Annotated in this window: 14 protein-coding genes; 4 read left to right on the top strand and 10 right to left on the bottom strand. The window is 57.8% G+C overall.

The genetic code is table 11. From position 1 onward, the window contains the following. Window positions 1–85: 85 nt before the first annotated feature. Entirely contained in the window at window positions 86–679 is a 594-nt protein-coding gene (locus AB4N91_RS02160) for a phosphoheptose isomerase (RefSeq protein ID WP_008025961.1), read from the top strand. Then, window positions 676–1,254 (top strand): BON domain-containing protein, encoded by a 579-nt coding sequence (locus AB4N91_RS02155; protein WP_010458144.1) that lies wholly within the window; start codon window positions 676–678, stop codon window positions 1,252–1,254. Before AB4N91_RS02160 ends, AB4N91_RS02155 begins: the two co-directional genes overlap by 4 nt. A gap of 99 nt (window positions 1,255–1,353) precedes the next feature. On the opposite strand, the gene AB4N91_RS02150 is transcribed toward AB4N91_RS02155, so the two are convergent. From AB4N91_RS02150 to rplM, 7 genes are all read right to left on the bottom strand, one after another. Further along, a complete protein-coding gene (locus AB4N91_RS02150; protein WP_010458147.1) occupies window positions 1,354–1,767 on the bottom strand; it encodes a ClpXP protease specificity-enhancing factor in 414 nt (137 codons plus the stop codon). Window positions 1,768–1,783: 16 nt separating this feature from the next. Continuing rightward, the gene (locus AB4N91_RS02145) at window positions 1,784–2,401 is read right to left on the bottom strand and encodes a glutathione S-transferase N-terminal domain-containing protein (RefSeq protein WP_007905304.1); all 618 of its coding nucleotides are present in this window, start codon (window positions 2,399–2,401) and stop codon (window positions 1,784–1,786) included. Between the two features lie 150 nt (window positions 2,402–2,551). Then, entirely contained in the window at window positions 2,552–3,334 is a 783-nt protein-coding gene (locus AB4N91_RS02140) for a cytochrome c1 (protein ID WP_010458152.1), read from the bottom strand. Further along, the gene (locus tag AB4N91_RS02135) at window positions 3,334–4,545 is read right to left on the bottom strand and encodes a cytochrome b (RefSeq protein ID WP_083375773.1); all 1,212 of its coding nucleotides are present in this window, start codon (window positions 4,543–4,545) and stop codon (window positions 3,334–3,336) included. The genes AB4N91_RS02140 and AB4N91_RS02135 overlap by 1 nt, the downstream gene beginning before the upstream one ends. Beyond that, entirely contained in the window at window positions 4,545–5,138 is a 594-nt protein-coding gene (petA, locus tag AB4N91_RS02130; RefSeq protein WP_007905300.1) for a ubiquinol-cytochrome c reductase iron-sulfur subunit, read from the bottom strand. Before petA ends, AB4N91_RS02135 begins: the two co-directional genes overlap by 1 nt. A 267-nt stretch (window positions 5,139–5,405) precedes the next feature. Beyond that, on the bottom strand, window positions 5,406–5,798 hold the full coding sequence (rpsI, locus tag AB4N91_RS02125) for a 30S ribosomal protein S9 (RefSeq protein ID WP_002555064.1): 393 nt from the start codon (window positions 5,796–5,798) through the stop codon (window positions 5,406–5,408). A 14-nt stretch (window positions 5,799–5,812) separates the two neighbouring features. Beyond that, window positions 5,813–6,241, bottom strand: coding sequence for a 50S ribosomal protein L13 (gene rplM / locus AB4N91_RS02120; protein WP_007905295.1), 429 nt, complete (start codon window positions 6,239–6,241; stop codon window positions 5,813–5,815). A gap of 245 nt (window positions 6,242–6,486) precedes the next feature. Between rplM and AB4N91_RS02115 the strand changes: the two genes are divergently transcribed. Continuing rightward, window positions 6,487–7,527 carry an NADP(H)-dependent aldo-keto reductase gene (locus tag AB4N91_RS02115; protein ID WP_010458157.1) on the top strand — a complete coding sequence of 347 codons (1,041 nt, stop codon included), beginning with the start codon at window positions 6,487–6,489 and terminating at the stop codon, window positions 7,525–7,527. 103 nt (window positions 7,528–7,630) lie between these two features. Here the strand turns inward: AB4N91_RS02115 and AB4N91_RS02110 are convergent, their stop codons facing one another. Beyond that, window positions 7,631–8,767 (bottom strand): acyl-CoA dehydrogenase family protein, encoded by a 1,137-nt coding sequence (locus AB4N91_RS02110; protein WP_460112076.1) that lies wholly within the window; start codon window positions 8,765–8,767, stop codon window positions 7,631–7,633. A 245-nt stretch (window positions 8,768–9,012) separates the two neighbouring features. Between AB4N91_RS02110 and AB4N91_RS02105 the strand changes: the two genes are divergently transcribed. After that, on the top strand, window positions 9,013–9,909 hold the full coding sequence (locus AB4N91_RS02105; RefSeq protein ID WP_169857917.1) for a GlxA family transcriptional regulator: 897 nt from the start codon (window positions 9,013–9,015) through the stop codon (window positions 9,907–9,909). A gap of 177 nt (window positions 9,910–10,086) precedes the next feature. Here AB4N91_RS02105 and zapE read toward each other — a convergent pair whose 3' ends face one another. Both zapE and AB4N91_RS02095 read right to left on the bottom strand, forming a co-directional pair. After that, on the bottom strand, window positions 10,087–11,181 hold the full coding sequence (gene zapE, locus AB4N91_RS02100) for a cell division protein ZapE (RefSeq protein ID WP_010458163.1): 1,095 nt from the start codon (window positions 11,179–11,181) through the stop codon (window positions 10,087–10,089). A gap of 91 nt (window positions 11,182–11,272) precedes the next feature. Next, a complete protein-coding gene (locus AB4N91_RS02095) occupies window positions 11,273–12,628 on the bottom strand; it encodes a tryptophan--tRNA ligase (RefSeq protein WP_077748996.1) in 1,356 nt (451 codons plus the stop codon). Window positions 12,629–12,648 lie beyond the last annotated feature (20 nt).

Below are 12,648 nucleotides of genomic sequence, written 5' to 3'. Positions count from 1 at the left end.
GACACCTTTACCCAACACTTTTGCTCTTTGCTTTGCGGGCTGCACATTCATGTGCCGAGTAGCCGCGCTAATTAAGGTCACACAGATGGACATGCAATCCCGAATTCGCCAGCTTTTTCAGGCCAGTATCGACACCAAGCAAATGGCGATGGACGTACTTGCACCGCACATCGAGCAAGCCAGCCAGGTAATGGTCAACGCCCTGCTCAATGAGGGCAAAATGCTTTCCTGCGGCAACGGCGGCTCCGCCGGTGATGCCCAGCACTTTTCGTCCGAGCTGCTCAACCGCTTCGAGCGCGAACGTCCGAGCCTGCCCGCCATTGCGCTGACCACCGACAGCTCGACGATCACCTCGATCGCCAATGACTACAGCTACAACGAAATTTTCTCCAAACAGATCCGCGCGCTGGGCCAACCGGGTGACGTATTGCTGGCGATTTCCACCAGCGGTAACTCGGCGAACATTATTCAAGCGATCCAGGCCGCACATGATCGCGAAATGATTGTCGTAGCATTGACTGGTCGCGATGGCGGCGGCATGGCGTCGTTGCTATTACCCGAGGACGTCGAGATTCGCGTACCGGCCAACGTCACCGCACGTATTCAGGAAGTCCACCTGCTGGCGATCCATTGCCTTTGCGATTTGATCGACAGCCAACTGTTCGGGAGTGAAGAATGACCCCTAATCGCCTAGGCCTTCTGGCCTTGACCCTGTGCCTCGGCATCAGCGGCTGCACTTCGGTGGTTAAAGCCAGCCGTGAAGCCCCCATTGAAGATGACCGCGGTACGCGCACCTTCGGCAGCAAGATCGATGACTCCCTGATCGACACCAAGGTCGGCGTAAACGTCGCCAAGGCCGATCCTGCCCTGGACAACGATTCGCACATCGTCGTCACCAGCTTCAACGGCGTCGTGCTGCTCGCCGGGCAAACACCGACTGCCGAACTCAAGGCCAAGGCCGAACAGGCTGCCGCCGCGGTCCAGCGCGTGAAGAAGGTGCATAACGAACTGCAGGTCCTGCCGCCCTCCGGTTTCCTTGCCCGTCAGAACGACACCTGGCTGACCTCCAAGATCAAAACCCAGATGCTCACCGACCCGAACATCCCGGGTTCGCGCATCAAGGTCGTCACCGAGAACGGCATCGTTTATCTGCTGGGCCTGCTGACCAAGCAGGAAGCGGCGCAGGCTACCAATCTGGTGCAAAGCGTTTCTGGCGTGCAGAAGATTGTGAAGTTGTTTGAGTACATTGACTGATATGGCTTATCGGCGATGGTGCTCTTAAAGACGCCTTCGCCGGCAAGCCTGGCGCCTACATGAAATAAAAAAGGGTGATCCTTGCGGATCACCCTTTTTTTATTTCACCACTTTCAAACTGGGTCGACCGCTGGGACGCGGTGGTTCGCTGTCGGGCGGCGGAATGTCATCATCCGGCTCGATATCTTCCACGTCTTCCATAGGCGATTCCAGATCGAACACCATGCCCTGACCATTCTCCCGGGCGTAAATACCCAGGATCGATGCGATAGGCACGTACAGAGTGTGCGGCACGCCACCGAAGCGCCCTTCGAAGCTGACCGCTTCGTTGTCCATGTGCAGATGACGCACGGCAGCCGGCGATACGTTCAGGACAATCTGTCCGTCACTGGCAAAACCCTGAGGCACCTGCACCGATGGATACTCGGAATTGACCAGCATGTGCGGGGTGCAATCGTTGTCCACAATCCACTCATAGAGCGCGCGGACCAGATAAGGTCGACTGGAGTTCATAGCGGCTCCTTAAGCCTTAGCGCATATCGCGTTCGACACCAGACAGACTCGCCTGGAAAGCCTCACGCGCAAACGAGCGCTCCATGTAATCAAGCAACGGCTTGGCAGGCCGCGGCAGTTCAATACCCAGAATCGGCAAACGCCAGAGTATTGGCAATAGGCAGCAATCCACCAGACTTTGTTCCTCGCTGAGGAAAAACGGCTTGTCGGCAAACAACGGCGACACGCCAGTCAGGCTTTCACGCAACTCTTTACGAGCCACGACGCGGGCGGCTTCCTTGGTCCGCGAATCCAGGATCAGATCCACCAGACCACACCAGTCACGCTGAATACGATGGATCAGCAGACGGCTGTTGGCACGCGCCACAGGATAAACCGGCAGCAAGGGCGGGTGCGGGTAACGCTCATCCAGATATTCCATCACCACGGTTGACTCCCACAACGCCAGGTCACGATCGACCAGGGTGGGCAGACTTCCGTAAGGGTTCACTTCAATCAGTTTAGGCGGCTGGCGACCAGCTTCCACGTAAATGATCTCTGCGCTGACACCCTTCTCTGCAAGTACGATGCGCACTCGGTGGGAATAGTGGTCGGCGGGGTCGGAGTAACAGGCCAACCGATTGGTCACGCCCATGGCGGTCCTCCTCGCTTGTTGAAATTATCGGAAGCGGAAAAACGCACGCGCCCAGAGGACGCCTCCCGTAACGTCTGGCTTGCCAGACTCGTTACACCTTCAGAGACGCCCCTGGGCGCGTGCGATTAACAGCAATTGCTTACAGCTTTATCAATGGACGTCTTTCCAGTATTCACGCTTGAGCAAGTAAGCGAATACGAAGAAGAACGCCAGGTACAGCAACACATAGGTACCGATGCGCTGATGCTCCAGCTTAACCGGGTTAGCCGAGTAAGCGAGGAAGGTTACCAGATTCTTGACCTTCTCATCGAACTGCTGTTCGGTCAGAGCACCGCTCTTCGGCACGATGGTCAGCTGATCGCACGCTTCATGTGTCAGCGCGTTACCGGTCAGCGGATCATATTGCTTCTTGCCGTCTTCGACGATCGGAACCTGCTTGCAACCGACAACCTGACGACCTTGCAGGCCAACCAGGACGTTAGGCATACCCACGTTCGGGAAAACCTTGTTGTTCACACCCCAAGGACGCGACGGATCTTCGTAGAAGGACTTCAGGTAACCATAAAGCCAGTCCGTACCACGAACACGCGCTACCAGAGTCAGGTCAGGCGGTGCGGCGCCAAACCAGGTCTTGGCGTCAGCCGGCTGCATGCCGATGCTCATGTGGTCGCCAATCTTGGCGCCAGTGAACACCAGCTTCGAGAGCATCAGGTCATGCGGGATGCCCAGATCATCGGCAACACGCTCGTAGCGCTGGAACTTGGCGCTGTGACAACCCATGCAATAGTTGGCGAACGTACGTGCGCCGTCCTGCATGGCCGCTTTGTCAGAAACGTCGATATCGACCTTTTCCAGTTCAGGAGCACCGGCCGTCGACGCGAAGGACAACACAGGCATGGCAGCAAGAATCAGTACAGCAAATAGCTTTTTCATCAGCCAGTCACCCTTTCCGGAACCGGTTTGGTCTTCTCGAGCCTGGTGTAGAACGGCATCAGAATGAAGTAGGCGAAGTACAGGAAGGTGCATACCTGCGACAGCAGCGTACGACCCGGCGTCGGAGCCAGAACACCCAGAATGCCGAGGATCACGAACGAGACGCAGAACACCACCAGCCAGATTTTGCTCAGCCAGCCTTTGTAGCGCATCGACTTGACGGGGCTGCGATCCAGCCACGGCAGGACGAACAGCACAGCGATGGCCGCGCCCATGGCGATAACGCCCAGGAGCTTGTCCGGAACCGCCCGCAGAATCGCGTAGAACGGTGTGAAGTACCAGACCGGAGCGATGTGCTCAGGGGTCTTGAAGGCGTTCGCCACTTCAAAGTTCGGCTTCTCGAGGAAGTAACCGCCCATTTCCGGGAAGAAGAACACGATCGAGCAGAAGATAAACAGGAACACCACCACGCCGACGATATCTTTCACGGTGTAGTACGGGTGGAAGGCAATGCCGTCCAGCGGTACGCCGTTTTCGTCTTTGTGTTTCTTGATGTCCACACCGTCCGGGTTGTTCGAACCGACTTCGTGCAGCGCCAGGACGTGCAGCACCACCAGACCGAGAATCACGATCGGCAGGGCAACAACGTGCAGGGCGAAGAAGCGGTTCAGGGTAATACCGGAAATCAGGTAGTCACCACGGATCCACTGGGTCAGGTCGTTGCCGATGACCGGGATCGCACCGAACAGCGAGATGATCACCTGGGCGCCCCAGTAGGACATCTGGCCCCACGGCAGCAGGTAGCCCATGAAGGCCTCAGCCATCAGCGCCAGGTAAATCAGCATGCCGAAGACCCACACCAGCTCACGCGGCTTCTGGTACGAACCGTAGAGCAAGCCACGGAACATGTGCAGATAAACCACGATAAAGAACATCGAAGCGCCGACGGCGTGCAACATACGCAGGATCGAGCCGTACTCGACGTCGCGCATGATGTATTCAACGGAAGCAAACGCTTCTTCCGCCGATGGCGTGTAACTCATGGTCAACCAGACACCGGTAACGATCTGGTTGACCAGAACGAGCAGCGCCAGGGAGCCAAAGAAATAGAAGAAGTTGAAGTTCTTCGGGGCGTAGTACTTGCTGAGATGGTCTTCCCACATTTTGGTCGCGGGAAAGCGTGCATCAACCCAATCCATGAACTTGCTCATCACGCTTTCTCCGTATCGACGCCAATGACAATGATGTCATCGGTCTCATAGGAATGCGGGGGAACTGGCAGGTTCAAAGGCGCAGGTTGCGACTTGTAGACGCGGCCAGCCAGATCGTAGTGGGAACCGTGGCAAGGGCAGAAATAACCACCTACCCAGTCCTTGCCCAGATCCGCAGGTGCCACTTCTGGACGGAAGGTCGGCGAGCAACCCAGGTGCGTGCAGATACCGATCAGCAGCAGAACTTCTGGCTTGATCGAACGCGTTTCCGGGTCGACATAGGTCGGTTGTGTCGAGTTCTTGGAGGTCGGGTCAGACAGCTGGCCCTCGATCTTTTTCAGATTCCCCAGGATTTCCTCGGTACGGCGGACAATGAACACCGGCTGACCGCGCCACTCAGCAATCATCTGCTGACCTGGTTCGATTTTGCTGACATTCACTTTCACCGGTGCACCTGCGGCTTTCGCCTTGGCACTGGGAAACCATGACCCCACGAACGGGACCGCAGCCCCCACCGCTCCTGCAGCACCCACCACGGATGTGGCTGCTACCAAGAAGCGACGCCGGCCTGCATTCACGCCGTCATTGCTCATTCAGTCCTCTCCCATCAGCTTTGTGGCCTGTTAAATCAGGCGTCTACTAAGTAAAAATCTGAACTTATAAAAATTTTGCCGAATGGTAATGAAAAGCCCCAATTCTGACAAGGTAATTACCGAGGGGCTTCACTGCCAAGCCTTGCAGTATAGGGCTTCTACGGCTGTGGCAAGTTGTCACAGCGCAATTCTTTGATAAATCGCGCCCATAAAAAAACGCCCAGCTTCGCGAGGAAACTGGGCGTTCTTTTTGAACGCGAAAGCGAATTAACGCTTCGAGTACTGCGGACGCTTACGCGCTTTACGCAGACCAACTTTCTTACGTTCAACTTCACGAGCATCGCGAGTAACGAAGCCAGCTTTGCGCAGAGCGCCACGCAGGGTTTCGTCGTACTGCATCAGAGCGCGAGTGATACCGTGACGGATTGCGCCAGCTTGACCACTTACACCGCCACCGATAACGGTGACGTAGATGTCGAACTTTTCAACTGTCTCGGTCAATTCCAGCGGCTGACGAACTACCATGCGGGCAGTTTCGCGACCGAAGAAATTATCCAGGGAGCGGTTGTTGATCGAGATGTTACCAGTACCCGGACGCAGGAAAACGCGTGCGGTTGCGGTCTTGCGACGGCCAGTGCCGTAATTTTGAGTCGCCGACATAATGAACTATTCCGTTAAAACTTCAGTTCTTGGGGCTGCTGAGCAGTATGAGGGTGTACAGCGCCCGCATAGACTTTCAGCTTACGATACATGTCGCGACCCAGCGGGTTCTTAGGCAGCATGCCTTTGACCGCGGTCTCGATCACGCGCTCAGGGGCTTTGGCGATCAGCTTTTCAAAGTTGATCGACTTGATGCCGCCCGGGAAACCGGAGTGGGAGTAGTAGATCTTGTCGGTGGTTTTAGCACCGGTTACACGAATCTGCTCGGCATTGATAACGACGATGTAATCGCCGGTGTCAACGTGAGGAGTGTACTCAGCTTTATGCTTGCCACGCAGACGGCTCGCGATTTCGGTGGCCAGACGACCCAGGGTCTGACCTGCAGCGTCGACGACAAACCAGTCGCGCTGTACTGTTTCCGGTTTAGCAGTAAAAGTTTTCATTCTTTATAGCCTCAGGGGCCGCCCTGTAAATTAGACGGCGGATCTTACTGAATAGTGCGTACTTTGACAAGTCAAAGGCAGCCGGATACAGACGCTTTCGGGGGCTCGGGTCGGCGCGTCCGTTCAACGGCAAGATTCTTCGGCGGCGGCGCATCACTTCCACTGCAGAAAGAGGTGCGCAATTATGCAGATTGCGAAAAATAATTCAACCTGCTTTTATGATTGTTTTGCCCAAGGAGCACCCGATGGACTATCGCCAGCTAGGCCGAACCAATCTGAACGTGAGTGCCATCTGCCTCGGAACCATGACCTGGGGCGAGCAAAACACTGAAGCTGAAGCCTTCGCCCAGATCGAACGGGCCAAGAACGCCGGGATCAATTTCATCGACACGGCCGAAATGTACCCGGTGCCGCCGAAGGCCGAAACCTACGCCACTACCGAACGCTACATCGGCAATTACTTCAAAAGTCGCGGTGATCGCTCCGACTGGATCCTCGCCAGCAAAATCGCCGGCCCCGGCAACACCATCGATTACATCCGCGATAAAAACCTGCGACACAACCGCCAGCACATCACTGAAGCCGTGGACGCCAGCCTCAAGCGCCTGCAAACCGACTACATCGACCTCTATCAGCTGCACTGGCCGGAACGCAGCACCAACTTCTTCGGCCAGCTCGGTTACAAACACCAGACCGAAGCCAACCTCACGCCGCTGGAGGACACCCTCGAAGCGCTGGACGAACAGGTCAAGGCCGGCAAGATCCGCCACATCGGCCTCTCCAACGAAACGCCATGGGGCACCATGCGCTTCCTCGCCCTGGCCGAAGCCCGTGGCTGGCCGCGCGCGGTGTCTATCCAGAACCCGTACAACCTGCTCAACCGCAGCTTCGAAGTCGGCCTGGCGGAAATCGCCATCCGCGAACAGTGCGGCCTGCTCGCCTATTCGCCGCTGGCGTTCGGTTTCCTGTCGGGCAAGTACGAAGGTGGCGCACGCCCACCAAAAGGCCGCCTGAGCCTCTACAGCCGCTTCAGCCGCTATTTCAACCCGCAGTCGGAAGCAGCGTGCAGCCGTTATGTCGCGCTGGCCCGGGAACACGGCCTGGACCCGGCGCAAATGGCGTTGGCGTTTGTCAATCAGCAGCCGTTTGTGACCAGCAACATCATCGGCGCCACAACCCTGGAGCAACTGGAGAGCAACATCGCCAGTTTCGAGCTGAAACTTTCCGATGAAGTGCTGGCGGGGATTGAGGCGATTCACAAGGATCACCCGAACCCGGCGCCTTGATCGACTCATAGTCCCCATCGCGAAAAGCTCACTCCCACAGGTTTTGCACAATCCCTGTAGGAGTGAGCCTGATCGCGATGAGGGCCTGACAGTCACCGCAAAATCAAAGCGACCGCGCAATAATCTCCTTCATGATTTCATTGGTCCCCGCATAAATCCGTTGCACCCGCGCATCGGCCCACGCTCGGGCGATCGGATATTCCCACATGAATCCGTAACCGCCATGCAACTGCACGCATTCGTCGAGCACCTTGCATTGCAGGTCAGTCCCCCAATACTTGGCCATCGCGGCGGTCGGCACATCCAGCTTGCCTTGCAGGTGCAGCTCCAGGCAGCGATCAACGAAGACCCGGCCGATCTGGATTTCAGTCGCCATCTCCGCCAGCTTGAAGCGAGTGTTCTGGAAATCGGCAATCGCCTTGCCGAACGCCTTGCGTTCACGGGTGTAATCGAGCGTCCATTTCAACGCAGCTTCGGCCGACGCCAGCCCGCCAATGGCGACGGTGAGGCGCTCCTGCGGCAACTCCTGCATCAGGTAAGCGAAGCCCATGCCCGCCTGCCCCAATAGATTCTCCTTCGGGACCCGCACGTCCTGGAAGAACAACTCCGACGTGTCCTGAGCCTTCATGCCGACCTTTTCCAGGCGCTTGCCCTTGTCGAAGCCCGGGGTGTTGGCCTCGACCAGAAACAGACTGGTGCCCTTCGCGCCGGCCTTCGGATCGGTCTTGGCCACGACAATCACCAGATCAGCCAAAAAGCCGTTGGTGATGAAGGTTTTCGATCCGTTGATCACGTACTCGTCGCCATCCAGCACGGCGGTGGTTTTCACCCCTTGCAAGTCGGAACCGGCGCCCGGTTCGGTCATGGCAATCGCGGTAACCATTTCGCCGGACACCAGTTTCGGCAGGTATTTGTGCTTCAGCGCTTCACTGCCGTAATGCAGGATGTACGGCGCCACAATGTCCGAATGCAGAGAAAAACCGATGCCAGTCAGGCCGAGACGACCGACCTCTTCGATCACGACAGCGCTGTAGAGAAAGTCCGCCCCCAGCCCACCGTATTCCTCCGGCAGGTGCGAACAAAGCATCCCCGCCTCCCCCGCCTTGTTCCAGAGTTTACGGTCGATGTAGCCTTGTTTTTCCCATTGCCCGTGGAACGGCACGGCCTTTTTTTCGAGGAACGTTCGCACGCTGTCGCGAAACAATTCGTGCTCGGAACTGAACAAGGTTCTGGGGATCATGCGGCACCTGTCATTAATTGTTGGAAGAAGTTGACCTTCAGAGACTAAGCCCCGCATCCGATACAGGACACTGGACACATCAGACAAAAAATAAGACGATCCAGCCGTCTGGTGACCACTTTCCCCTATAAGAATAAAGTTGAATTATGTCTAACCAAGTCTCCACGCCCTTGCGGCGCGTCAGCATCCTGGCTATCGACCGGGTTTTCGCTTCCACCCTCATGCAAGCCAAGGATTTCTTTCATCTGGCCAGCCTGCGATACGGCAAACAACTGGGCCAGGGCCTGACACCGGCGTTCGAAACCCGGCTGGTCAGCCCCGACGGCAAACCGGTGAACAGCTTCAGCGATGTGATCATGCCGGTGGACGGCGGCCTGGAAAATGCCGACGTCATTATCCTCCCCGCCTTCTGGGATGATTTCGATACCCTTTGCCAACGTTATCCACAGGTCCTGCCCTGGTTGCGTCAGCAACACGCTCGCGGCGCCGTGCTTTGCGGTGAGGCCACCGGGGTGTTCTGGCTTGCCGAGGCCGGCCTGCTCAACGGCAAGGAGGCGACCACCTATTGGCGCTTCTTCAACGCCTTCGCCGAGCGTTTCCCACAGGTTTATCTCAATCAGGACAAGCACCTGACGGACGCCGACAACCTGTATTGCGCAGGCGGCACCACCTCGGCATGCGACCTCTACATCTACCTGATCGAACGCTTCTGCGGCGCCAACGTCTCCCAGGCCGTGGCCCGGGACATTCTCTACGAAGTGCAGCGCAGCTATTCACCAGGACGCATCGGCTTCGGCGGACAGAAATTGCACCAGGACGTGATCATCCTGCAGATCCAGCACTGGCTCGAAGAACACTTCGCCGACAAATTCCGCTTCGAAGACGTCGCCCGCGAACACGGCATGAGCATCCGCAACTTCATGCGGCGCTTCCAGACCGCCACCGGCGACAAGCCCCTGCATTACCTGCAACGCCTGCGCATCGAAACCGCCAAGGGTTTGCTGTCGGGCAGCCGCAAGAGCATCAAGACCATCAGCTATGAAGTCGGTTATGACGATGCGAGCTTCTTTGCGCGGCTGTTCCGCCAGCACACTGAGTTGTCGCCGAATCAGTACCGGCAGCAGTTTCAGCAAGCCGCCTAAGCTGAAACCCAACACCCGTCCGATGTGGGAGCGAGCCTGCTCGCGAAAGCGATAAATCAGTCACATCAATGCTGGATGTGCCGCCGCCTTCGCGAGCAGGCTCGCTCCCACAGGAAATCTGCGGTGAACAAAAAAGGGCCTGCATGTGCAGGCCCTTTTTTTATTGTCCGAATCGTCTTACGGCTTGTGCGCCCGGGACAGGAATTCGTGCGACTGCATTTCCAGCAGACGGCTGAGCGTGCGCTGGAATTCGAAGTTCAGGCGACCGCCGGTGTAGAGGTCCTTGAGCTCGACTTCAGCCGAGATGATCAGCTTGACGTTACGGTCGTAGAACTCGTCGACCATGTTGATAAAGCGTCGGGCGATGTCGTCGGTGGTGACGCTCATCTGCTCGACACCGCTGAGCAACACGGCGTGGAAGATCTTGCCCAGCTCGATGTAATCGTTCTGGCTGCGCGGGCCGTCGCACAGTTCGCGGAAGTCGAACCAGGCCACGTCATCGCAGGTGCGCACGGCGCGAATTTCGCGGTTCTCGATCATCAGCACGTCATTCTCGATGGCGGCCGTGCATTCCGGAGTCAGGGCGCGGAAGCTTTTGCGCAGGCTTTCCTGAGCGGCTTCGTCCAGCGGGAAGTGGAACAGCTCGGCTTGCTCGAGGTGGCGCAGACGATAGTCGACGCCGCTGTCGACGTTGACGATGTCGGTGTTCTGTTTGATCAGCGCGATGGCCGGCAGGAAGCGCGCACGTTGCAGGCCATCCTTGTACAGACCGTCCGGCACGATGTTCGAGGTCGCAACCAGGGTCACGCCATTCTTGAACAGCTCTTCCATCAGCGTGCCGAGGATCATCGCGTCGGTAATGTCGGACACGAAGAACTCATCGAAACAGATCACCCGGGCTTCGTCAGAGAAGCGCTTGGCGATGATGGTCAGCGGGTTCTTCTCGCCGCCGAGGGTCTTCATCTCTTCGTGCACGCGCTTCATGAAGCGGTGGAAGTGAGTGCGGACCTTTTCCTTGAACGGCAGCGCTTCGAAGAAGGTGTCGACCAGGTAAGTCTTGCCGCGACCCACGCCACCCCAGAAATACAGGCCCTTGACCGGTGCCTGATCTTTCTTGCCAAACAGTTTGCCGAGCAGGCCCGGCTTGGTGTTCGACGCAGCGACCAGATCGTCGTACAGGCGCTGCAAATGACGCACGGCGGTTTCCTGCGCGGCGTCATGGAAGAATTCCGGGCGTTTCAGATCAGCTTGATATCGTTCTAGGGGCGTCATAATTCGTTAGCAAGGCAACAAAAACGGGCCGTCACTGTAGCGACGGCCCGTGGGAATGGCAATCGGCCCTTGGTCGGGTCGAGCCGTTGATTTATTCCTGAACCGGTGTCAGCGCAACCCGCAGGGCGTCGATGGCGACGTCGCGAGCGGCGTTGTCAGCAAAGGTCGGGCTGTCGGCCACGCACTCGCCTTCCAGCCAGACGCTGAAGCTCTGCTCTTCACTGCGCACATCCAACGGCTGGCCCGATTGCAGCTGCTTGGTCACTTGACCAGCGGTTTTGCCGTCGGCGAAGTTGCGCGACAACAGCAGTTGCTCGCCATCGGCCGCCAGCAGACGGAAGCGGAAACTGCTGTCTTCTTCGCGGAAGCTGACAAAACGCGCGGCTTTCGCAGCTTTCTTCTTGGTGGTGGCAGCGACCTGAGTCTGGGCGACGAAAGAGCGCAGGCCGACCGCTTCGCGCAGTTCGTGGAGGAACGGTGTAGCCACCGAACGCGCTTTTTTCGCGCCGAGTTGCAGCATGTCTTCCAGGTCCGCCGGGCGTTCGATCAGTTGGTGATAACGCTCGCGGGACTCGCCCAGCTCGCTATCGAGCAGTTGGAACAGGCGATTCTTCGCCTCGCCCCAACCCAGGCCCTGCAACAGTTCGCTGCGGAATTCATCGGACTGTGCCGGCGTGGCAAACGCCTGGAACAGGGTGAACAGGTGCGAGTTGTCCGGATCCTTGGCTTCGCCCGGCGCGCGGGAGTCGGTGACGATCCGCGAGATCGCGTCCTTCATTTCCTTGGCGCTGCTGAACAACGGAATGGTGTTGTCGTAGCTTTTCGACATCTTGCGACCGTCGAGGCCTGGCAGCGTGGCGACGCTTTCTTCGATCAGCGCCTCCGGCATGGTGAAGAACTCTTTGCCCTGGCCGAACAGGTGGTTGAAGCGCTGGCCGATGTCGCGGGCCATTTCCACATGCTGGATCTGGTCACGACCGACCGGCACCTTGTGGGCGTTGAACATCAGGATGTCCGCGGCCATCAGCACCGGATAGCTGTACAAGCCCATGGTGATGCCCGCATCCGGGTCTTCGCCGGTCTCGACATTCTTGTCCACCGAGGCCTTATAGGCATGGGCGCGGTTGAGCAGGCCCTTGGCGGCAACGCAAGTCAGCAGCCAGGTCAGCTCGGGGATTTCCGGGATGTCGGACTGGCGATAGAACGTCACACGATCCACATCCAGGCCACCGGCCAGCCAGGTCGCGGCGATTTCCAGACGCGAGCGCTGGATGCGCAGCGGGTCGTCGCATTTGATCAGGGCGTGGTAGTCGGCCAGGAAGTAGAACGAATCGGCATTGCTGTCACGGCTGGCCAGGATCGCCGGGCGGATGGCGCCGGCGTAGTTGCCCAGGTGCGGCGTGCCGGTAGTGGTGATGCCGGTGAGGATACGGGTACGAGTCGTCATGGGTAATCGCTTGTCAGACT

This window comes from Pseudomonas sp. H3_D04 (genome assembly GCF_054669175.1).
This window is presented reverse-complemented; position numbering and strand designations above follow the sequence as displayed.